The 22,722-nt window shown below is 58.7% G+C and carries 15 protein-coding genes; 6 read left to right on the plus strand and 9 right to left on the minus strand.

The annotated features are described in order from the left end of the window. From VF639_RS16970 to VF639_RS16985, 4 genes are all read right to left on the minus strand, one after another. Positions 1 to 1,035, minus strand: a 1,035-nt coding sequence (locus VF639_RS16970; protein WP_331147122.1) for a sugar transferase, incomplete at its 3' end; no start/stop codon positions are given. A 915-nt stretch (positions 1,036 to 1,950) separates the two neighbouring features. Continuing rightward, positions 1,951 to 2,928 (minus strand): ADP-ribosylglycohydrolase family protein, encoded by a 978-nt coding sequence (locus tag VF639_RS16975; protein WP_331147123.1) that lies wholly within the window; start codon positions 2,926 to 2,928, stop codon positions 1,951 to 1,953. A 94-nt stretch (positions 2,929 to 3,022) separates the two neighbouring features. After that, entirely contained in the window at positions 3,023 to 3,688 is a 666-nt protein-coding gene (locus tag VF639_RS16980; protein ID WP_331147124.1) for an HAD family hydrolase, read from the minus strand. Between the two features lie 137 nt (positions 3,689 to 3,825). Continuing rightward, positions 3,826 to 9,960 carry a carboxypeptidase-like regulatory domain-containing protein gene (locus VF639_RS16985; RefSeq protein ID WP_331147125.1) on the minus strand — a complete coding sequence of 2,045 codons (6,135 nt, stop codon included), beginning with the start codon at positions 9,958 to 9,960 and terminating at the stop codon, positions 3,826 to 3,828. Positions 9,961 to 10,449: 489 nt separating this feature from the next. Here VF639_RS16985 and VF639_RS16990 point away from each other — a divergent pair, with 489 nt between their 5' ends. Then, positions 10,450 to 10,692, plus strand: coding sequence for a hypothetical protein (locus VF639_RS16990; protein WP_245118307.1), 243 nt, complete (start codon positions 10,450 to 10,452; stop codon positions 10,690 to 10,692). A 70-nt stretch (positions 10,693 to 10,762) separates the two neighbouring features. Here VF639_RS16990 and VF639_RS16995 read toward each other — a convergent pair whose 3' ends face one another. Continuing rightward, complete coding sequence (locus VF639_RS16995; RefSeq protein WP_331147126.1) at positions 10,763 to 11,230, minus strand: hypothetical protein; 468 nt, start codon at positions 11,228 to 11,230, stop codon at positions 10,763 to 10,765. A gap of 292 nt (positions 11,231 to 11,522) precedes the next feature. On the opposite strand from VF639_RS16995, the gene VF639_RS17000 reads away from it, so the two are divergent. The 3 genes from VF639_RS17000 to VF639_RS17010 all read left to right on the plus strand — a co-directional run bounded on the left by VF639_RS17000 (position 11,523) and on the right by VF639_RS17010 (position 14,530). Next, the gene (locus VF639_RS17000; protein WP_331147127.1) at positions 11,523 to 12,476 is read left to right on the plus strand and encodes a gliding motility protein GldB-related protein; all 954 of its coding nucleotides are present in this window, start codon (positions 11,523 to 11,525) and stop codon (positions 12,474 to 12,476) included. 97 nt (positions 12,477 to 12,573) lie between these two features. Next, on the plus strand, positions 12,574 to 14,286 hold the full coding sequence (locus tag VF639_RS17005) for a M28 family metallopeptidase (RefSeq protein WP_331147128.1): 1,713 nt from the start codon (positions 12,574 to 12,576) through the stop codon (positions 14,284 to 14,286). A 49-nt stretch (positions 14,287 to 14,335) separates the two neighbouring features. Further along, positions 14,336 to 14,530 carry a hypothetical protein gene (locus VF639_RS17010; protein ID WP_331147129.1) on the plus strand — a complete coding sequence of 65 codons (195 nt, stop codon included), beginning with the start codon at positions 14,336 to 14,338 and terminating at the stop codon, positions 14,528 to 14,530. Positions 14,531 to 14,551: 21 nt separating this feature from the next. On the opposite strand, the gene VF639_RS17015 is transcribed toward VF639_RS17010, so the two are convergent. The 4 genes from VF639_RS17015 to VF639_RS17030 all read right to left on the minus strand — a co-directional run bounded on the left by VF639_RS17015 (position 14,552) and on the right by VF639_RS17030 (position 21,361). Then, complete coding sequence (locus VF639_RS17015) at positions 14,552 to 15,616, minus strand: arabinan endo-1,5-alpha-L-arabinosidase (protein WP_331147130.1); 1,065 nt, start codon at positions 15,614 to 15,616, stop codon at positions 14,552 to 14,554. A 234-nt stretch (positions 15,617 to 15,850) separates the two neighbouring features. Continuing rightward, positions 15,851 to 16,906: an SDR family oxidoreductase gene (locus VF639_RS17020; protein WP_331147131.1), complete on the minus strand. Its 1,056-nt coding sequence runs from the start codon at positions 16,904 to 16,906 to the stop codon at positions 15,851 to 15,853. Between the two features lie 297 nt (positions 16,907 to 17,203). After that, positions 17,204 to 18,289, minus strand: coding sequence for an alpha/beta hydrolase (locus tag VF639_RS17025; RefSeq protein ID WP_331147132.1), 1,086 nt, complete (start codon positions 18,287 to 18,289; stop codon positions 17,204 to 17,206). Between the two features lie 291 nt (positions 18,290 to 18,580). After that, positions 18,581 to 21,361 carry a polynucleotide kinase-phosphatase gene (locus tag VF639_RS17030; RefSeq protein WP_331147133.1) on the minus strand — a complete coding sequence of 927 codons (2,781 nt, stop codon included), beginning with the start codon at positions 21,359 to 21,361 and terminating at the stop codon, positions 18,581 to 18,583. Between the two features lie 49 nt (positions 21,362 to 21,410). Here VF639_RS17030 and VF639_RS17035 point away from each other — a divergent pair, with 49 nt between their 5' ends. Together VF639_RS17035 and tnpA are read left to right on the plus strand one after the other, a co-directional pair. Beyond that, entirely contained in the window at positions 21,411 to 21,959 is a 549-nt protein-coding gene (locus VF639_RS17035) for a hypothetical protein (RefSeq protein ID WP_331147134.1), read from the plus strand. Positions 21,960 to 22,176: 217 nt separating this feature from the next. Continuing rightward, the gene (gene tnpA / locus VF639_RS17040) at positions 22,177 to 22,638 is read left to right on the plus strand and encodes an IS200/IS605 family transposase (protein WP_331147135.1); all 462 of its coding nucleotides are present in this window, start codon (positions 22,177 to 22,179) and stop codon (positions 22,636 to 22,638) included. Positions 22,639 to 22,722 lie beyond the last annotated feature (84 nt).

Genomic DNA, 22,722 nt, shown 5'->3' on the forward strand with positions numbered 1-22,722 from the left:
GGCGGCGGTGGCCTGCAGCTCGGCGCGGCCGTGGTCGGCGCGCATGGTGCGCAGCTTGTAGCAGGGGAAGAGTTGGTGGCGCTTGCCCGGGCGCAGCTGCTGGAAGAACACCGGCCCCGGCGAGTCGAGCTTGATCAACAAGGCCAAAAGCGGCAGGATGATTGGAAAAATGCCCAGAATAACGAACAGCGAGAAGGCAATGTCGAACACCCGCTTCGGCACCTGATTCGTTCGGAAACCAAGGGGGGCCTGCCGGATCGTCAGAACGGGCAGGTGATCGTAGTAATAAACACTAACGTTTTGGCGCATAGTACCTTGATAGTCCGGAACGATCCGAAAAGAAATAAAATGGTCGTCGGCAAAGCGAGAAATTTCTTGAATAAGCTCGTGCTGATCGAGGGGCAGCGCGAAATAGATTTCGTTGATTTTCTCGTTTTTGCAGTAGGCTTTTAATTCCTTGAGGCTACCCTGCACTAATTGCCGTACCTCTTTAGATACTGGACTGTCAGTGAAATAGCCTTTGAACTGGTTGCTAACCGGGTCGTGCGAGGTTAGAAAACGGTACAGTTCCTGGCCACTGGTACTAGCCCCGATGATTACAAACCGGTTGTAGGGCTGCGCCAAATGACGACGATATGCACGCCGCAAGTAGGTAAGCAGGAAACGCCCCATGATGATACTGCCGATAGACAAGCCATATACTATAGATAAATACTTATCAGACAACCAGTTAAGATTTAGTATAACTACACTAGCCAAAAAATAAAGCGCGTGCAACAAAAAGCCATGTACAAGCTTCATCAGCTTCTCGGTGTACGACAACAAGCGGTCGGTGCGGTAGACATTGACTTGTTGCCGTGACAGGGTCCACCACAGCAGGGCAAAAACAGCAAATAAAAGGGGATAAACGCCCTCAAATTTCCAGTTACCCTGCACCTGATGACTAGCTATCCGGAAAGAGCCGAAGATGAACAAAGCGTCCATCACAGGAAATAGCACCCGTGAAGAGTCAGTGTAGCGCTTATAGTGTTCCATTACAAAAGGGCGAAAGCTTAAGAGAAAAGAAAGCCTTGGGTGGAATGGAGCGGGCCACGAAGCAGATAGAGGAGAGCAACAGTAGTTTGCATGAGGTGAGCTAAGCGTAGAGCAGAAAGTATATTATTCAATTAGTGGATCCTCTCACAGGCTAAGAGAATCAATATTAATACTGGAAAAATCTAGTAATCTTGACTCCTTACAGGGCACATCCTGATAAATTTGACTTAAATTACTTTTTTTATCACCTTTCTACTACCTACGCAGTAAGTTGAGAGGTGGATTGCTGGTTATGAAGTAAATGTTGCTTGTGCAGGCTAGAAACAGCTATTTCGTAACGCGTTGGTAATAAGCATATCAGGTATAAAACAAGGGGTTTAATTGCGCACTACCACAAAATTCCACTAAAGAAAAATAGCTTCTCTGCCACACCAGTAGGTTACCAGGGCTCTAGTTTTTTCTTAGAATAGCTTGCTGAAACTCGCCCTCATTTAGCAATATTTCTATGATATATCATATAGAATCTGTACCGTATAAAAGTATTTTCAAGAGCGTTATAATATAATTTTAGCAACACCTCTACTGTTAAGTATAGCAACCAACTGGCGCGGGTGTTCGAAGGATGCAAACGACCTGTTACACTAATTTATGTACCATAAAATCAGCTGTTGCTGGCGAAGAGCATCTCTCTTTATTTCTGTAATACCACTTGTTTACGGGTGCAACGCTACAATCAGCAGAAGCTACTTGTTTCCACAGTATGGTTGCCGTAAGAATTGATTCGCCAAAGGCAGGCTCGGTCCTGCTTCCTGCTCTCAAAGCGAAGTCGACGCAAAACAACTATCGGTCTCCTGCTTAATGGCAAGAGCAGAGTTTAACAACTATCTTATTTGCAGTTGTTTGCATGAGCGTAAGCTATTCATGTAACTGAGTAGCCACCCGAGCCGCCAGATCTTCGATGTCGGGCCGGCGCGCCAGCACGGCCAGCCACTCAGCCGGGATGGCAGCCTCACTGTAATAGATTCCGGCCAGGCCGCCCACTACGGCCCCGGTCGTATCGGTATCGTCGCCGAGGTTGACGGCGGCTAGCACGGTTTCGACGAAGGTATCGTGGCGGAGCAGGCACCAGAAGGCCGCTTCCAGAGTATGTATGACGTAGCCGCCGCTGTCGACTTCCTCTCTCGAATAGGAAGTCAGGGGCCGAATATTATAACCCTCATACGGTGTTTCCAAAATACGGTGAAACCTACGGATTTCCGCTTCAGAGGCTACTCCTGTCGTCACGCAAAACTCATTTATATCTTGTTGCATTTTCTGGTAAGCTTCTTCTTTGCTGCTCCCTAGCAAAAGATGCCGTGCTAACTCCAAATAAATAAAACAGGTTAAAACAGAACGTATATGAGCGTGAGTAACAGAAGACACTTCACATGTTTTTGCAAAACGCTCAGCAATAGGCAGATGCTTACTAATAAACACAAGCGGTAAAATCCTCATCAAGGAGCCATTCCCATTATCATAATCTCCCGCACCTCCCGACTTCGTTGGCGAAACGCCTGTTTGTAAGCGGCGAATAGCCGCAGCAGTAGCTACGCCAACATCGAAAACAGAACCATGAGGGGTCCAATAACCATACTCATACCAATTAATGAAACGGCGGCTCAGGTCCGCCAAATCATATCCGCGGGCTATGCTTTCGGCCAGGCAGAACGTGAGGGAGGCATCATCGGACCAGGTGCCGGCCGGCTGGTTGTGGGTACCGTAGGCGCGCATGTGCACCACCGGGTCGAGGCGGCGGGCGGCCCGGCTTTGGAACTCCACGGGTACGCCTAGCGCATCGCCAACCGCAAGCCCGAGTAAGGCAGCACGGATTTGTGTTTCTAAAGCAGTAGGCATTTCCTTGTCGATAAGTTATATAAGTAAGAGCCTGTATTCCACCCAAGTGCTCATCAAGCAAGAAGCTGGTGTAAAAGCTAGCAAGGACGGTTCATTATTGGAGTAGCGGCAGCAGCTCCGGCAAGGAACTGATGCGGTAGGTGGGCTGAAGAGGCAGATTATCGTTTTCCAGCCCGAAGCCATAGCTGGCCCAGCACGAGGAAATGCCGCAATTGCGGGCAAAGCGCAGGTCGGGTGTCGTGTCGCCTATCATGAGCGTGGCACCGGGGCCGATGGCCGAGAATCGGGGCTGAATCACGTGGGTGAACATGGCCGGGTCGGGTTTGAGGGGCAATTGCCGATCTGGCGTGTCGCCGAGCACGAGGCTGAAGTAGTGACGCAAGCCAAACCGGCTAAGCGAATTTTCCAGCAGCGGCAACCCTTTGTTGCTGACAACAACCAGTGTCTGGTTGTTGGCCGCCGTGGCGGCTAACACCTGCTCGGTTCCCGGAAACAGTGTAACCAACTCTTCTGCCTCGGTATTGTAGATGGCGCGGTAGGTGTCGACCCACACCGCGGGCAGCGGCGGCGTACCGGGCGCGTGCAGCCAGAGCAGCATCTCAGGCAGCAACAGCCCCCGCCCTACTGCCTCGTCCATCAGGGCCTCGTTGGGAGTCGGGTACCCCATTATTTCAAATGTGCGACGCATGGAATGCTTGATGGCTCGTTGCGTATCGCAAAGGGTACCGTCGTAGTCGAAGAGCAACAGGGAGTAAGGCAAAAGGTGAGATGGTGAGTGGTGAGATGGTGAGTTTGACGTTCTAGCGGCGCAATATGCGCAAGCGGCGCCATTAGAACGTCAAACTCACCACTCACCACCTCACCATCTCACCACTCACCATCTCACCATCTCACCTTTTACTCTATCAGCGCCTGCTTGCTGGCGGAGCGGCCGAAGCGGGTGGGGAAGTACATCAGCTCGGCTTTGGCTGGATTGACGGTGTAGCGGCCCCGGTAGCGCGGTTGCAGCGCAATGCGGAAGGTGTGGCGGCCAATGGGCAGCACATCCATGAAGATGCCCGTTTGGTGGCGCAGGTACTCGCGGTGCACTTCGAAGTAGTTGCCGCGCTCCTTCTCGCCGTAGGAGCAGCCGGCCGGAATAGGCACTTCCAGTAGCACGTAGCGGGCCTCGGCTTTCACGTCCACGGTTACCAGCAGCTCGGTGGGCTGACCGGCGCGGAGCTTCACCCGGCTTCCCTCCTGCCCGGCCAGCTTGGTGCTGACGATAAACGGCGCGGCTTTGGCCTCGGGCGCGGCATTCCAAAACGACTGATACGCGGTGGCATACACGGGCAGCCCGCCCTCCTTGCGCAACGTCAGCGGACCTGCCGACGCCGGAATCTTCACTTCAAACGGAAACTCGCGCACTTCCTGCTGGAGCGCGCCGCTGAGCTGCGCCCGCGCTGCCAGGCCCCCACCGCCCGGTACCAGCAAATCGGAGACTATGGTTGCCAGGATCTGCGCGGCCTCGTAGGTGCTGCTCCAGTGGCCGGCGGCGCGGCGCTGGTTGAGCAGGTAGGTGCGGATGCGCGTCAGCTCCATTTCCTGCCCACCTTTGGCGCGCAACAGCCGATAAGCCAGCAGCGTGTTGCCGATACGGTCGGGCAGCAGAAAGCGGAAGTACGAACCGGTGCGCAGGGTGTCGGCATAGAATACTCCGCCTAGTTCGGTGCGCAGCCGGTAGCGCCACAGCGTGTCGAGCTGGTAGGGCAGGCCGAGCTGCTGGCGCAGGTTGGTGAGGGCCAGGTACCGGTCGAGGGGCTGGCGGCCTTTGTGCTCGCGCTCCAGGCGCAGCACGTAGACTCGGAAGTCGGGCTGCGCGCCGAGGCGGTGCAGGGCTTCCAGCAGCCGGATACGGTCGTCGTCGGAGCGGAAGTATAGTTCGTTGAAACCAAGGCGCCGCCCGGCCTGTGACGAGGCCAGTGACAGCCGGACGGCCGCATCAGCAAAGGCATTATCAAGCTGCTTAAGCAGATAGAGCCGAATAGCGTCCCGGTCGAGCTTCACAGTATAGCCTTGCTTTTCGGCGTCGAGCAGGGCCTCCAGTACGTGCAGCGTAGCCCACGGACTTACGTCGGCGTCAGGCCAGGTGCCCCACAAGCCCTCGGGCTGATGGCGGCCCCGCAGCAGATGCCGGATCAGGCGATTTACGTCCTTCTCCCCGGTGAAAGGCTGCTTGGTGATTTCCCGAATGCGCTGTTCGAGCAGCAGCGTTTCAAGCTTGGACGCAGCTTGCTCGTTGCAGAGGTAGGCGTAGCGCTGGACGTGGCGAATTTCTTCGAGCAAAGCGGGCAGCGGGTCGCTTTCCAGGCGCACCGTCACTTCGCCAAGCTCCGGCCGCACGGGCAGCGTAAGGGTGGTGTCGCGGGCGGTGAGCACGGCGAAGGTGCCAACCCGCTCCCGCGTGCCAGCCGGCAGCACCGGAATATGGCGCAGCTCGCCGTCCTGGTAGCCGTTAGGCTGCGCCAGCGCAAAGCTAACTTGCACGGAATCAACGCCGGTAGGCGCGGTAAAGGTCAGGGTGTCGAGCACGGCGGCAGCTACCTGGTGGCGCTGCGTGCGGGCCGGATTGTCGCCTACCCGGAAGGTGGTGGTGACTTGCGCAGTGTCGGGGAGGTAGTTCAGGGTTTTGCCGACAAGCTGCGCCCGGTCGCCCTGAACAAGGAAGCGCGGGGCAGCCAGCTCTGCCATTACCGCCTTGAAGGAACGCATGAGCGCGGTGAAGCTGCCGGTGCGAGCGTGGTCGTCGGAGGCCAGCACGAAGGTGTCCCATCCGGTGATGTCGTCGGGTACCACTACTTCGGTGCTGACGCGGCCCTGCTGGTCGGTGACGAGGGTGGGGCGCCACCAGCCGGAGTCGGAGAAGCGGCGGCGCAGCGCCAGGCGCGGGTCGCGGCCAGCCAGCGGCAAACCATCGGGGCCGGTGGCTTCGGCGGAGGTAAGGCCCGCTGCTGTGCGGCCACCGATACCAGATTTGGTGCTGATGATGACAACGCCATTGGCGGCCCGCGAGCCGAAGGTTGCCGCGGCGTCCGCACCCTTCAGCACTTTGATGCTGCTGATGTCGGCGGGGTTGAGGTCGGACTGCTTGCCTATGAACGGTAGTCCGTCTACAATCAGAAGCGGCTCCTGGTTGCTGATGCTGGAATTTATACCCCGAATCTGGACGCCCGCCACCCGGCCTTGCAGGGCGCTGCTGGTTACAGTCGAGACAGCGCCGGTAAGCTGACTGCGCCGTTGCGTTCCGTACCCTACTACCATCACTTCATTCAGCTGCTTGGTATCGGTGGCCATGCCTACCACGATGTCGCGCCCGTCGAGTTGATGGTCTTGTGACACGTAGCCAACTGAGGAAAACGTGAGTGCGCCCGTTGGAGGTACGCTCAGCTCGAAGCTGCCATCGGCCTGCGTAGAGACGCCGATGGTGGTGCCCTTCAGCAGCACCGTTACGCCGGGCAGGCCTTGGCCGTTTTCCTTGTCTTCCACCCGGCCGCGCTGCACCCGCCAGCCAGCCTGCGGCACTACGGGCACCGTTACCTTTATTTCGCGGCGTTCCTCTTGAAGTTTCAGCTTGAAAGACGGCACGGGCTTGGGAAGCCGCTCGCGCACCAGCCGCCCAAACCGGCGGCGCAACGCTTGGCTGGCAATGCCTTTAGGCAGCAAACCAGCAAGTTCGAGCTGCACATACGTGGCGCCATTGGGCTGAATCCGCACCTCCGCATTGGGGGCTAGCACGGTGCTGTCGGCCAGCAGCAGGGCCACCCGGTAGCGGGCCGTGGGCAGGGCGTGAATGGTTTGGGGCAGATACCGTTCCAGCCGCACGAACGTGGCGTTGCCGGGCTGCCAAACCAGCGTGTAAAGCACCGGCGGCAGGGTTTCGCGCCTATCCGCCTTCGGCAAGGGCAAGCGCAGCACCAACCGGCCCTGCCCGGTGGGCGTGCTGAACGGGTTGTTGAGCACCGGCTCGGGGCTAGCGGCGCGATAGAAGCTGGTGGCGGGGCGCGGCCTCATATCAGCCTCGATGTAGGCGAAGTCGCCGAAGGGCAGCTGATTGAAGGCATTAGCCTCCGCCATTCCACCGAACTCGCTGCCCTGCACGCAACGCATTTTCAACAGCCCCGCCTCGAAGGTATAGCGGTACATGGGCTCCAGCAGGAACCGACGGCGCAGGCCATCAGTGCGGCGCAGCAACACCGAATCGGGCCGGAACGGACCGGCAAGGTAAGTCTGGTTGCTGTTGTGGCCGTAGGACGTGTAGTCGTAGCGTTGGCCGGCGCCGCTGTTGGCGGCCAGGGGCCGGCCGGCGCCGAGGGGTTGCAGCCGGTTGCCCTGGCGCAGCAGCACCCGCTCGTCCACCGCGCTTCGGTCTATCAGAAGCAGGTACCGTTGCAGTTCCTGCACTTCCGTCGGCGTTAGAAGGCCGCGCTTTTCCACGGTTAGCTCGTGGCAGGGCCGGTGGGGGTCGATGCTGAGGGTGAGCTTGTGTTGGTGCCGCAGGTACACGCCGCGCAAGGTAACAAGGCGGTTGGGCGTGCGGATAGCCACAGTATGCTGCCCACTATCGGCTACCAGCGCGAAGGGCTCTTCGCGGTTGACGGCCGCCACGTACACTGGCACGCCATCCACGTACACGGCTACCGTGGGCTGCACCCGCCCCGAATCTACCACGAACGGCGAGAGTTGGGTGATGCCGCCGGGTGCGGTTTGGTATTCGTGAAATGTGCCATAGTCGGGGTACAGAAACTGGTAGAACCGCAACGAATCGAGGCCAAGGCGCTGGCGCCACGCGCCCCATTCCAGGGGTTTCCGGCCGGGGTTATCCGCCTTGTTCTCGAAGCTGGCCCCCAACTGAAACCGCCTGAGCGACATCCGCCCCGCCACCGCCAACTCGAAATTCGGTATTTCCGGTGCTTCCGCCACTTCGAACTTGCTGGTGTGGGCATAGGCTGTGAGGTCGGCGTTGGGCACGGGCCGGCCGCCCCCGTCCGTGACGGTATAGCGTAGCTGTACCCGCTGCCCCGGATATACCACGTCGGGCTGCTCGGCCTGCACCAGCAGACGGTGCTGCGGCAACGGCACATTGTACTCGGCGCTGCGCAGTGCGCCCGCCCAGAAGTAGTGCAACGACACATACCAGGGCTCCGGTCCCGGCGCGGGCAACGCCAAAGCCAGGTCGGGGCTGTAGCCGCGCCGCACCAGCTCGTTGCCCCGGTAGAGGTAATACCAGAACGACAACCGCCGCGGGTTCTCCACGGCCAGCACCACCGAATCGGTTGAACGGTCAGAGCGCAGCAGCAAGTCAGCGTTGCTCTCATTCAGGTTCAGCACAGCCTGGTGGCCCGTGGCGTCGGTGAGGCGGTAGCTGGTAGCGCGCGGGTCGATGAGGCGGGTGAACGGCAATGTTACGGCGCTGCTTGCCTGCGAGGTGGTGCCATTGAAGTTGACGGTTTGTACCTCCAGCGTAGCCGTATGCGAGCTTTCTTTACCGCGCACCAGGTAGCGGGCCGCCACCGTATCGTGTTGCAGAGTCAGCGTGATTTCGCCGGGGTCGAGTTCGTAAGGCACCGAGGTTGATTCGACGCGCCGCTCGTTGTCGCCGTTGAGGAACGTGGCCTGTACTTGGTAGGTCAGGCTGGCAGGGGGCAAACTGGTTTCCGGGAGGTTGAGGCGGGTTTCGCCGGTGGCATCCAGGGGTTGGGCGCGGGTCCAGAGGGTATCGGGCACGAACACCTGCCGGCCGGGGAAGTTGCCCACGCTGGCGGGCGTCACGCTCAGGCGCACCCGGGCGTCGAGCAGATTCAGTTCGTTGGCATCCTGGCCGCGCAGAAACAGCGCCTGCGTGGTGCCGCGCCGGTGCGGGGTTTCGGCGGCGCGCAGGGTGTAGCGGGTGTTGTTTAGCTCGTAGTCTTCCAGCCGAAAACTACCCTCTACCAACGTCTTACCCCGGTTGCCGGGCTGCACTAGCTGCACGCTCACCAATTTGTCGGAGCGCAAGCCGAGGGTGTCGGTCAGTGGCAGTACGTATTCGTAGGAACCGGGCCGCACGGGTTGTAGCACGGCAATGGTGCGGGGTTTGGCGGGGTAGCCGTCGGACAGGCGCAATTCCAGCGGCTTGCGGTAGGGTCGGCCATCGTGCGGGCGCAGGATGCGGGCCTTCAGGCGCAGGGTATCGCCGGAGGGTCGGTAGCGGGGTTTGCTTAGCGCCAGGTAGCTGGCCCACTCCCCATCCTCCTTGTCTTGGCGGCGGGCTTGCCGCTCGTCGCGCACGTTTTCGTTGAACACCGAGCGCAACAAGCCCACCAGCCCGGTAGTTGCGTAGGAAGGATGTAGCAGGCTGTACACCAGATTGCGCGTTGGCCGCGTGAGGTAGCCCAACGGGAAACCGTACACCACGCGCCCCACCACCCGGCGCCAGGTTAGGAGCTGGCGGCGCGCACCTTGCTGCGGGTACGGAAACGTTTGGTTTAGCGCGTGGTAAGTGGTGCGCCCGCCGTGCGTTACGGCCAGCAGCCCCGGCCGGCCGGCCTTACCGGGCAGGCGGTACGTCCGGGTAGCGGCATCGTACGGCACCGGTCGGTTTTTGGGTAGCGTCACGCGGGCATCTTCCAGCACGCGCCCGAGCGAGTCGCGCACCAGCACCGTCAGGTCCACCTGGTTGTCGATGATGGTAAGTTGGCGGTCGGTGACGGAACGCAGCCAGTACACCAACTGCGGGCCTTCGGTGTGCGCCACCAAATAGTAGCCGGGCGGCAACGGGCGCTGAAAAGCCATCCGAACACTATCCGTCGGGAAGGAGTCGACGGGCTGGGTGAAGAACTCGGGTCGGGCGGCGCTCAGGCTCCGCTCGTACAGTAGCCGGGTTTGCGCATCGGTGAGTTGAAATACCTTGGTAAGGTAGCTGCGCTGACGGGCGCGGGCCAGCTTTTGCTGCGCCGGCAGCGTCAGGGGGAGCAGCCAAAATAGGAGCAGCAGGGCGTGCAGGAATCGGGACATAGACGGGAGCGGCTAGAGTGTTTCTCTACCGATGCCGCTTCCCTTAGCATTCCATACAGACGAGGCTTTTTTTTCTGGCCGCTTCCGTTGCCTCCTGGCAGCTCACCTGGTAAGCTAGTGGCGTAGCGTTCCAGGGTTTGCCACTAGTTTTAAAGCAGGCTAGTGCCACCTAGCAATACAAAACAGGCAGGGGCCTTCCATACCGCTCTGCCCCACAAGGCAACGTGATTCAACAAACCTGGTGCGCTCGCTATATGCCTTCCTCTTCGAAACCCTGTAATAGCAGCCCATTACGCCCTGCAAGCCGGTGAAATTTAATCTCATCAACTTGATGAAACTTTTTTCAGCCTCGAAAAAGGGCTATTTGTCATAGATCAAGGGATTTGTAATTATTTGCAACATTAAAATTCAAAGCCTTCTGATTGCAGCACAATTTCTGGCCCCAGTCTTGAGTTTATAGGATCGTAACTAACCTGAACTTCACTTCCTATGATCCGGACTCTGCTGCTGTTTTTTGCCCTGCTACTCGTAAGTGGCGTTGAATCAACCCCGGCCGAAGCGGGCCGCCCCACTGCCTACGCCCGCGCCAAAATGAAGGCCAAGCGGTACACCCACCGCCCCAGCTACAAAATTTACAAAGGCCACCGCAAACGCGGCCATCGTAGCTTGTTCAACTTCAAGGGCAGCCGGGCCAAAGTGAAGCGCACCCAGACCCGCTCCAGCCGCATCTGAGCATACCCTGGCACTTAAGTAATTTCCGCTACACAAAGGCCCTTTTCCTTCACTAGGAGAAGGGCCTTTGTTATTTGGTAGCATACCACGCGCGCCGCGTCTGGATCAGCAATAGCTCAGTGGCGGCTTTATCGGGGGCTTCGGGCAGGCTGGATGCGGCAAAGGCTACTTCTACGCGCTCCACCAGCGCTTCGGCCTGCTGCACCAGTTCCTCGTACTCGAACTCGCCCCGGCGGACAGCCAGCAGAAACTCCCGGTCAGGTCGGCGAACCTGGAGCTGGCTGGTAAGGGCAATTTCCTCGGCCATGCGTAGCAGCCGAAACACGTGCAGCATGTTTTTGGCGTCGTAGTTTTTGCCGTGCTGCACCGTGTTCTGGTAGCGCTCCACGTTGCGCTTGGCCACCCACTCGTGGTACTCGCGAAACACGCGGCAGTAAGTGCTGTAGCCGTTGCGGTTGAAACTCAAGTACGCCACCGGCTCCTCTCCTTTCGGCACCGCCGATAGTTGCACGTCCTGCGAAGTTTCCGGGTCGCGCACCAGGCCCCGGTAGCTGTGGCGCAGCTTGGTATGTTACCAAAGGTCCAAGCTATGAATAAGGCATTCATCCTACTATTTGTGGTATGGTACCATGCACAAGCAGTAGAGGCAGAAAACTAACACTGTCTTCTGCACTAGCAATGCTGGCTTACCTTTTCGGGGCGTAAACCTGCTTGGCTGGCATTGTCTCCGACGCGCAGTTCTCCTTTCCTGCAAAGAAGAAAAGACAACGCTCACGGTAAAAAGTCAGGGCTTCATTTCCTATACTTGCTTTCTCCTGCTGTCTGTTCTTATGCGCCACCTGCTGCTTTTCGGCTTGCTTGCCTTGCTGCTCCTCTCTACCACTCAGTGCACCAGCCTCCGACACGTAGAAAATATCAAGCTTGTCACCAACGACATCGATAACTTCTGGCGGGCTTACCCGGCCGCTATGCGCGACACGGCGCGGGCCGACGTAGTTTTCCAGGAGCAGTATTTCGCCAAAGCCTCGCCTGGCTTACGAGACTATTTCCAACGGAAATACAAAGGCAATGCCCGGCTTTTTGCCCGGCGCATCACGCAACGGCCGCGCTACTACGCCTCGGTGCGGCAAACCACGCTGGCCATAGCCAAGCAGAAGCCCCGGATACTGACGGCTTTCCGGCGACTACAGGAGCTGTATCCCCCGGTGCAATTCAACAACATTTACTTTGTAGTAGGTGGCTTTGCGGGTAGCACCGCCCAGCCACCCGGCCTGCTCATCGGGGCCGACCAAACTGCCAACGGCCCCGGCGTCGATACCTCGGAGCTGACGCTGGTGCAGCGCAACCGCTGCGGCTCGGTAACCAACATGCCGAACTTGGTGACGCACGAAATGACGCACAACGTGCAGCAGCCCAACGACGGCACCTTGCTCGGGGCCGCCATCCGGGAAGGCATGGCCGATTTCGTGGCCGAGCTGGTGACGGGCACTATGGGCAATAACACCCGGCTGCACGTGTACGGCAACGCCCACGAGCGGGAGCTGTGGACTGCTTTCCGCCAGGAAATGAACGGGACTTACCCTAAAAACTGGCTGGCCAACTCCGAACAGGAAACGCCTGAAAAGCCCTGTGACCTTGGCTACTACGTCGGCTACAAAATCTGCCAGGCCTACTATACCAAAGCCTCCGACAAGAAGCAGGCCCTGGCTGCTATGCTGACTACCAAAGATTTCAAGGGTTTCCTCGCCGAGAGTGGCTACGAGGGGAAATTCAGCAAGCAGTAGCGCGTAAAGCGGCAGTTTACCTTACATTTCCAGAGTTGAGTTCCCGCGCAGCTTTGCTTTACATCCTGGCAGCCGTACCCGCTATTTAAACGCCTTTATGATTTTTTCCTGCCTGTTTTCTGGTGGCCGTCCGCTGATGGCGACACTGCTACTTGGCCTGGCCTTGAGCGGCTGCCAATCGAAGCCCAACGCAAGTGCTGACGAGGCTTCCAATACTAATTCGTCTGCCCCTGCTGCTGGCGCAGCCATTACCGCGGCCAGCATCGGCAAGTACCTGCAAGCCGTTTCCTCGGATGACATGCAGGGCCGCAAGCCGTTCACAGTGGGCGAAGAGCGCAGCACCAAGTACCTGGCCGATCAGTTCAAACAGCTCGGCCTCAAGCCCGGCCCCGACGGCAGCTACTTCCAGGCCGTGCCCATGGTGGAAATTACGGGCACGCCCGCAGCCACCATGCAAATCAAGGGCAAAGGCCAAAACCTGAGCTTCAACTATAAAACCGATTTCGTGGCTTTCACGCAGCGCGAACAAGAGCAAGTTGCCGTCAGCAACTCGCCGCTGGTGTTTGCCGGCTACGGCGTAGTAGCCCCCGAATACAAATGGGACGATTATGCTGGCCTCGACGTGAAAGGCAAAACCGTGGTGGTGCTGGTCAACGACCCCGGCAACGCCGGCAACGACACCACCTTTTTCAAGGGCAAGGCCATGACCTACTACGGCCGCTGGACCTACAAATACGAAGAAGCCGCCCGCCACGGGGCCGCGGGCCTACTCATCGTGCACGACACCAAGCCGGCCGCCTATCCTTGGTCGGTGGTGCTCAGTGGGGCCGTCGGCCCGAAGCTGCGCGCCCAAACGCCCAACAAAGGCGCCGATAAGTGCGCCGTGGAAGGCTGGCTGACCCTGGACGCCGCCAAGAAGCTGTTCCAGGTTGCCGGCCAGAACTACGACCAGCTTTATGCTGCCGCCAACAAGCCCGGCTTCCGCGCCCGTCCGCTCGGCGACCTTACCCTCACGGCTAGCATTGCCAACAAGCGCCGCCGCCAAACCAGCCGCAACGTGCTGGCCGTATTGCCCGGCACCACCCGCGCCAACGAATACATCGTCTACTCGGCCCATTGGGACCATTTCGGAGTGGGCAAAACTATTGCCGGCGACTCCGTTTACAACGGCGCCGTGGACGATGGCACCGGCCTGGCCGCTTTGCTGAGCATCGCCGAAGCCTTTCAGAAAGCTCCGCAGAAGCCTGCCCGCAGCATTGTGTTTCTGGCCGTAACCGGCGAAGAGCAAGGCTTGCTCGGTTCGGCCTACTATTCCCAGCATCCGCCCTACCCCCTCAACAAAACCGTGGCCGATCTGAACATGGACATGCTCTGGCCCTACGGCGAGATGAAAGACCTCACGGTCATCGGCTACGGCCAATCAGAACTGGAGGACTACGCCCGCGCGGCGGCCAAGGAGCAAGACCGCTACGTGCTGCCCGACCAAACACCCGAAACCGGTATGTTCTACCGCTCCGACCACTTCAACTTCGCCCACGTAGGCGTGCCCTCGCTCTACGCCAGCGGCGGTTTCGAGAGCCGTACCCGCGGGAAGGAGTACATTGCCCAGCAGCGCCAGAACTACACCACCAACATGTACCACAAGCCCGCCGACCAGTTCGACCCCAGTTGGGACCTGTCGGGCATTGCCCAGGATGCTCACCTCTACTTCCGCGTCGGCCAGCGCCTCGCCAGTGAAACTACGTTCCCGCAGTGGCGCACCGGCTCGGAGTTCAAAGGCGCACGAGACAAAAGTATGGGCGGGAAGTGAATCCACGCTCCACAACCAACCCTGCGCCCACAACCCGCATCTTCGCTGCATGAAGAAACTCAGATCATTGGTGCTGCTGTTCGTTGCTACTCGCTCGGCTCAGTACCAAACCACCCCGGTCCCGGTCCCCGATTCCGTTAAGATTTTTCTGGACAAGAGCTTGACGCTGCTGGAGACGTACTCGCTGGAGCGCCGCACGGTGGATTGGCCCCGGCTGCGCCAAACGGTGTACCAAAGAGCCTAAGGCGCAATCGGTATAGGGCGGTTACTTCTTGCTCTTCAAGGGTGATTTGACGGCAAACAACCTGTTCACCGTTGGGTCCAGCGAGGGCCAGCCGTCCTTGTCCATATACATGGGCTGGATTCGGAGTTGTGGGGCTCCTTCGGCGGCGCGGGTGTAGGCGTGGTACACGATAAACGTGGAGTCGCCCTCGGTGAAGAAGCCGTTGTGGCCGCGGCCGGGCTCTGCGGTGTCACCGGCTAGTAGCACCGTATAGTTGTTGTCGTGCCAGTTGCTTCCCTCTTTGGTGAGGTAAGGGCCGGTCACGCTCGTGGAGCGGCCGACGACCACCTGGTAATTGCTTTCGTTGCCTTTGCAGCAGATGCCTCGGGAGGCAAAAATGTAGTAGTACTTCGGTCCTTTCAGCACGAAAACGCCCTCGCCCAATGCGGTTGTAATTTCGCTCAGCACCGGCGTCTCGCTCTTCAGCTTGCTGGTTTTGGGGTCCAGCTCTACGGCCCGCAAACCGGCTTTGTAGGAGCCGTAGAACAGCCACACCTTCTTATCGGTATCGACGAAAATGTTGGGGTCGATTACATTGACGCCTTTGCCGCCGTTTCGGGCGTTGATGATCTGGCCTTCGTCAACCCATTTATAGGCCGGATCGGTGGGGTCGAGGGTGGTGTTGGTGGCGTAGCCGATGCTGGAGTTGAAGTTCATCCAGGCCGATACCGAGTAGTAGAGGTGGTATTTGCCGTTGCGGTAGTGAATGTCGGGCGCCCACAGAGCGCCATCCTGCTCGGGAATGTCCTGCTTGTGCCAGGCCGGCAACGCCGTGGGGGCGAATACATTACCCGCATTTTTCCAATGCACCTTGTCTTTCGACGTTTTGATGGGAATGCCCTTGCCAGTATGAAAGATATAGTACGTATCGCCCTGCTTGATCATGACGGGGTCGTGGACCCGGATATCGCCCTGCAACGTTTTGGCCGTCTGCGCCTGCGCAACAACCGGACAAACAACCAGCGCCCCAATAAAACCAAGCAATTGAATGCAAAAGGCTACTGCTTTTGCAGCTAACCGCGCATGAACAGGTAATACAGTTGCCATCAAGTACAATCAGGTTTTAAAGCTTCAAATAATGCGGTGCCACAGCTTGTGGCCTAGTACTGAAGCGCGGCTATTGCTCGCCCTAGCAGCTGGACACTAAGTTAGAAGCTTCTAACAAGCAACCTCCCTGTACTGTCGGTAAAGCGCAGGCTTCGCGCTACAGCCTTCGTGCAATTACTTTAACAATAAGCACATAACCGAATGATCGACCTTGATTCCTTACCAAGGCTTCGGCTACGGAATTATCTTCTCCGCTTTCAACAACTCGAATTGGTTACGGAAAGAGGTGAAGCTGTCAAGGTGCATGTCGTGGAAACCGGCGCGGCGCAGTTTGTTGACGTCGAAGAAGGCATCGGCTTCCACGTTGAAAATGAAGTCGCCGAACGGCCACTGCGCTAGCTCGTCTAGGGTGTGGGGTTCAAGGTTGTACTTCTGCACCATTTGCTGCCACAAGTCCGCTTTGTCGGCCATGTACTCTTGCAGCGGAAACGTGATAGGCTCGGCGTATTCCACTCCGAAATACTCGGCGAACTTCGGCCAGAGCTGGCTCCAGCGGAAAACGTCACCGTTGGTGACGTTGTAAATTTCCTCGCGGCATTCGTCGTGGGTAGCCACCCACTCCATGCCTTTGGCTAGCAGCGTGGCATCGGTTACGTTCACCAGCACTTGGTAGGCTTGCAAGCTGCCCGGAAAGCGGAAGGGCACCTTCAGTTCCTTACACAAGCTGGCGTACACGGCAATCAGGTTGGCCAGATTCATGGGGTTGCCCACGGCAAATCCTACCACAATATCGGGGCGCACGGCCGTCCAGCTCCACGCCTTGCCCACGGACTGCTCGCGCAAAAAATCTTCCTGGCTGTAGTAGAAGTTCGGCGGAAAATGGCGTGGATCGGTTTCCAGAGCGGGTGTTTTGTAGCGGCCGAGGTGGGCACCGTAGGCCTTACCGCCCTGAATGAAGGTGACATGGCGGAAGTTGGGGGCTATCTGCTCCAGACCGGTTACGAGGTTGCGCAGCAGCGCCACGTTCACGTCCGTTTGGGCGGCCAGCGTTTTGCCTTCGATGTAAGCGGCGTAGAGCACATGCGTAACCTCCCGCAATTGCTCGGCCTGTCCCGCTACGGCCTGCGGGTCCAGCAAATCCAGCTGCACATAGTGCGCCAAGGTTTCATAGTCCAGCGCCGACGCCGACGTGACCAGGGTATTCCAGTTGCCGGTGGCGAGCAGGTAGCTGACAGCGTTGCGGCCAATAATGCCGTTGCCGCCGACTACCAGAATGGTGTTAGTAGGCATGGGGGTTGAAAGCAGAAGTGAGTTTTATAGCAATAGGCCCAAAGACCGTCTGCTGCGCGAAGCCCAAAGTGTAGTCAAAGCATTTCGCGTACTGATACTAAGGAAGGGACTGTCATGCTGAGCGCAGGGCAACGAAGCCGAAGCATCTCGCGTGCTGAGGTTGTAATGCTGACGAGAGGAAGCATCTCGCGTGCTGACGCGGGAGTAGTGTTTACCACACTAGCGAGATGCTTCGACTACGGCTGCGCCTGCGCGGACGCCAGATGAGCATGACCGTTCTTTTTCCTTGATTGGAAATCAGGGCTTTGGTAGTACGGCATTCAACGCGGAGGCGGTTGCCGAATCCGCAGTTGATTCTGTGGCTGTAGTGGGTTGAGCTGAACCGTGCAGGGCCTGCTTCAGAGTAGCAAGCATCAGGTTCCAGGCGCGGTGGGCGGGTTCTTTGGGGCCGAAGTGGGTGAAAGCATGATCTACGCCTTTAAACTCCTCGTGGGTGACGGCCACGCCCTGCTCCCGCAGTTTCTGCGCGTATTCGTTGCCATCAACGCGCAGCAGGTCGTATTCGGCCGTGATAATGAGAGCGGGTGCCAGACCGGTTAAATCTTCGGCCAACAAGGGTGAAGCCAGCGGATTGAGGCGGTCAGCAGGGCAAGGCACGTACATGTGCTTGAAAAACGACGCCAGCTCGACGGGAAGCACCTGCTTCTTGCGGCGCAGCACGTGCTTGTGGTCGGTGCGCTCGGCTAGGTTGAGCGACGGATAATCCAGAATCTGCAAGGCCAGGGCAAACTCCTGACGCTCTTTCACGAGTAAGGCTACCGCCGCCGCAAAGTTGCCGCCCGCGCTGTGGCCGCCGACGGCCAGGCGGCTGGCGTCGTAGCCCAAGACCGACGCCTGCTCGTGCACCCATTTCACCACGTCGTAGCATTGGTAGACGGCCGCCGGAAATGGGTTTTCCGGCGCCAGCGTGTAATCGACATTAACAACCAGGCACTGTGCATGGTGCGCCAGGTACCGGCACAGCAAATCATCTTGACCAGGGAAGCCGAGCACAAAGCCGCCGCCATGAAAGTTGACGTACACCGGCAGGGGCTCGTTGGAGACTTCGGGCCAGTAAAACGTAACGGGCGCCGCACCGTATCCCGTGGCCACCTCCCGCTGCTCAATGGCGCGCATCGTTTCTTTTGGGACGCCAAGCTTGCGGCGCGAAGGTCCGTTACGCTTGATGAGCTGGCGCAGCAAAGCCAACCGAATGCGGCCCGCCGTGGTGATAGTAGCGCAATTGTCTGCTTGAATGGTGTAGGGTTTGCTCCGCCAAATCCACGTCAGGACCCCGACCGTCAGGACCGGTGCCAGTAAAAGAGCCGCTGTTTTCTGTTGCATGAAGTAATTGCTGTTGGACGCTTCCTTGGGCAGGTCATCATAAAGGACGCATCTGCGCCCTCTATCCGCTGCTCAAGCTGCGTTCATACGGAATTCAACAGAAAAGAGAAGTCGACTGTAAGCACACTTTTATTGAGCTCAGTACCGAGGGCCTTGATGATAAAGCCTGTGTAGAGACGCGACACTTCGCGTCTCCTCGTTGAACGACACGCTATTTAACTACTTTAAAACAAGATCTTTACAAGTCGTTCAACGAAGAGACGCGAAGTGTCGCGTCTCTACATCGTTCTTCTATAACCGCGGGTCCACCGCTTCACTTTCCAGGGCCAGCACGCCGAACACGCACTGGTGTACCTCCCGTAGCGGGGCGCCGGCAACGAAGCGTTCCAGGCTTTCCACGCCGAGGGCAAACTCGCGCAGGGCCAGGTTGCGCTTGGCCTTCATGGCGCGCTCCTTGAGGCGCTCCAGGTTGCCGGGCAGCAGATAATCGGGACCGTAGATGATGCGTAGGTACTCGCGGCCCCGGCACTTGAGGGCGGGCTGCACCAGGGTTTTGTCGCCTTTCGGGATGAAGTCGTAGGGCTTCACCACCATGCCTTCGCCGCCGGCAGCCGTGAGGTCCGTCCACCACTGGATGGCGGCTTCCACTTCCGCCGGGTCTTGGGTGGCGACTACGCGGTAGGGCGTGGCGCGGAGCAGACCGGGGTCTTGCAGGCTGAGGGCGCGCAGGGTTTCCATGTGCCAGGCGTGGTCTTTGTCGAAGTAGGTGCGGCCCTCGGTGGCGAGCAGGTGGAAGGGCGCCAACCGCAAATCGGCGAGGCTCTCCACCGGCCAGCAGTAGCGGCGGTAGGCTTCAGCATAGTGCTCGGCGGCGGTGCGGCGGGCGGTGGTGCGGGCCAGCAGGGCTTCAAGACCGTCGAGGTTGCGGGCGGCGGCTTGCGCTAGCGCAACTTCGGCCAGGGGCAGCGCGGCGCTGGCCGCGGCAGCCACGGCGGCGTACTGGTTTTTAATCAGGTCCTGCGCCTTGGCCGACCACGGCAGCAGCTCGGCGTCGAGACAGAGCCAGTCGGTTTGGTGTTTCTCCCAAAACCCGGCGCCGGTTAGGGCCTCTTGCAGCTTGGTCAGGAAGGCGCTTTCCAGGTTGGGGTCGGTGAAGAAGTTGCGGCCGGTGCGGGTGTAGCACTTGCCGGGCCCCTCGCCTACCACCCCGAAGCGGCGGCGCGCCACGTCTTCGTCGCGCGCCAGCACCACCACTACGCGGCTGCCCATGTGCTTTTCCTCGCACACCACGCGCTCCACGCCCATCTTGCGGTAATAGTCGAAGGCCTCGGTGGGGTGTTCCAGCAGGTCGGGCAGCGGGCTGGTTTCCGTCGGCGACATGGTGGGCGGCAGGTAGAGCAGCCACTTGGGGTTGAGCGCAAAGCGGCTCATTACCTCCAAGGCCGCAATAGCGTTTTCCTCCCGAATAGTAACTGAAGGCAACAGGCGCGGCCGGATAATTTGCTTGCCTGTCACGTCGCGGATGTCGAGCAGAGCATCGTGTTCTTGTTGCGCGGTGAGGTCAGTTGCCAGTTGCCGGTTGCCAGTTGCCGGTTCGTTCTGCTGGCCTGCCGCCAACTCACTGGCAACCGGCAACTGATAACTGGCAACCCGCACCGGGCGGACCGGCTCGCAATAGACGCGGGCGGCGGGCACGGCTACCAGTTCTCGCTCGGGGTAGCGCAGGGCCGTAAGCTGGCCGCCGAACACGCAGCCGGTATCAATATCAATGGTGTTGTTAAGCCATTCCGACTCGGGTACGGGCGTGTGGCCGTACACTACCATGGCCCGGCCGCGGTACTCCAAAGCCCAATTGTAGCGCACTGGCAAGCCGAATTCGTCTATCTCGCCGGTAGTTTCGCCAAACAGCGCGAAGGAGCGCACCGCCCCCGAACCCCGCCCCTGCATGTCTTCGCGCAAACCGGCGTGGGCCACCACCAGCTTGCCCCCATCGAGCACATAATGGCTCACAAGCCCATCCAGAAACTGCCGCACCTGGCTCTTAAACGTATCCGACTCGGTGGCTAGCTGCGCCAGCGTCTCGGCGAAACCGTGCTGTTCGTTCACCTTCTTGCCGTTGAGGTGCCGCAGCAGCTTGATGTCGTGGTTGCCGGGTACGCACAGCGCCAGCCCGTCCTGCACCATGCGCATCACCAGCCGCAACACTTGCGGGGAGGCTGGCCCCCGGTCGACCAGGTCGCCAAGAAAGATGACACGGCGCGCCTCACGGGACCCCTCCGGGGCCGGCCCCCTCTCCTTCAGAGAGGGGGAGCCAGACGTATGGGTTGGAACTGAATCGTTCAGCTCCCCCTCTCTGAAGGAGAGGGGGCCGGGGGGTGAGGCAACTTTTCGCGTAACCCGCACGCCCAAATCCCGCGCATCCGTTACTGGCTCCGGCTCGACTACGTAGCCCAACTTCGCCAGCAGTTGTACCAGCTCGTCGTAGCAGCCGTGTACGTCGCCGATGATGTCGAAGGGGCCGGTTTCCTGCTTGCGGTTGTTGTAGAGCGGGTCGCGCACGATAGTGGTTACAGCGTCGATTTCCTCGGGGCCGTGCAGATGGAAAACGTTGCGGAAACCCTCGTGCTTCAGGCTCTTGAGGCTACGGCGCAACTGCACCCGCTGCTGCGGCACCACATGGCGGCCGAGGTGGCGACGCTCGGCGCGGGCGCGGTTGCGACTTTCGGCCACGTGGTCGGGTACGTCGAGGATGATAGCGGTGGGCAGCACGTGGTAGTCGCGGGCCAGCTGCACCAGGGTCTTGCGGGCTTCGGGCTGCACGTTGGTCGCATCTACTACCGTGAGCAGGCCGCGCTTGAGGCGCACACCCACCAGGTAATGCAGCAACGCAAACGCGTCGGGCGTGGCGCCCTGGTCGTTCTCATTGTCCGCCACCAGCGCCCGGCACTGGTCCGACGACACGATTTCGGTGGGCTTAAACAGGCGCCGGGCAAAGGTACTCTTGCCCGCCCCCGACGTGCCAATGAGCAGGACCAGGGAGAGTTCAGGAAGCTTGAGGGTGGTTAGGGGCATGCGGTGATTGTTATCTTATATATTTGGGAATAGCCGCTAGGATACAGCCATGAAAATCAATAAAAAGTTTAATACGCTCACTTATTCTGAGTATATCCACCTTATTGAAAATCACAAAAGGTTTACTGATTTCAACACACTTGGCCTGTTTCGGGCTATTGTCGAAAGCACAGAGCTAACCGGCGAGCAGAAAGTCGAAGTTAGAGAGTATGCGGTGGCCTCCTTCCGCAAGACGTTTGAATTTCTGCAACTGAAAGATCCTGTCACGTACTTCGAGTTGAGCACTCTGGGCGAGACTCTGACCGAAGCTGACAGCAGCAAAGCCTGGAAAGATATTCGCCTCAACCAGCAGAGGATACTTAAGACCAAAAGGCTGAAACATCGGAACTTCGGTACATATTCTAAGCACCTTTGCGGGTATGATGATTGCCACCTTAAGGGCCTGATGATTCGGCAAGGCTCCCGTTTAGCAGATGGCGGGAGAATGCACTTTTGCTCGGACCAAAGAAGCTATGCGCTGAAAGTCAAATCTGAGCGGCGCAAACAGGAGCGCAAAAACACCCGGCAGATTATTGCAGCGCAGTTGATAGTTGAATAGCTCTCAGGGCTGCATTGTTGTATCTCTCGCACCACTACATGGCGCTAATCGTTCACATTTTTGGCTACAAACCTGTGGCCGCTGTGCGGCCTGCCGTTGCCGGACTATACCAGCCGTTTTTCCATCTGCACGCCGCGTAGCGGTGACAGGTTTGTAGCAAATCCGATTTACCGAACGACAGCGCCGCGTAGCGGTGCCAGAATCTCTCAGGCGCATTATGGCCAATACGTATACCCAATTATACATCCACCTAATCTTCGCCGTGCATGGGCGCGACCGACTAATTCGGGAACACATTCGGGAACGGGTGCAGCAATACATCTGCGGGATTGTCCGTGACTATCGTCACAAGCCCTTGGCTATCTATTGCATGCCTGACCATCTCCACCTACTCATAGGACTTCATCCCGATCAAGCCATTGCAGATTTAGTACGCGAGATAAAAGGCAGTTCCAGCACCTGGATCAATGCCAACCACCTGCTGCCGACGCATTTTGCATGGCAGCGGGGTTATGGGGCCTTCTCCTACGCTAAGTCGCAGCTAGATGCGGTTGTGCAGTACATTCAGCGCCAGCCAGAGCATCATACCCGCACTAGCTTCCGGGATGAATACGTTGCACTGCTGCAAAAATTTGCTGTGGAGTACGATGAGCGGTATTTGTTTGAATGGATTGTGTAATGCCGTTGAATAAGCATCTACTATTTCTTGCACCGCTATGCGGCGCGAGACGTTCATATATCCATTAACTACAAACCTGTGGCC

The organism is Hymenobacter sp. (assembly GCF_036387835.1).
In the GTDB taxonomy this organism is placed as follows: Bacteria; Bacteroidota; Bacteroidia; order Cytophagales; family Hymenobacteraceae; genus Hymenobacter.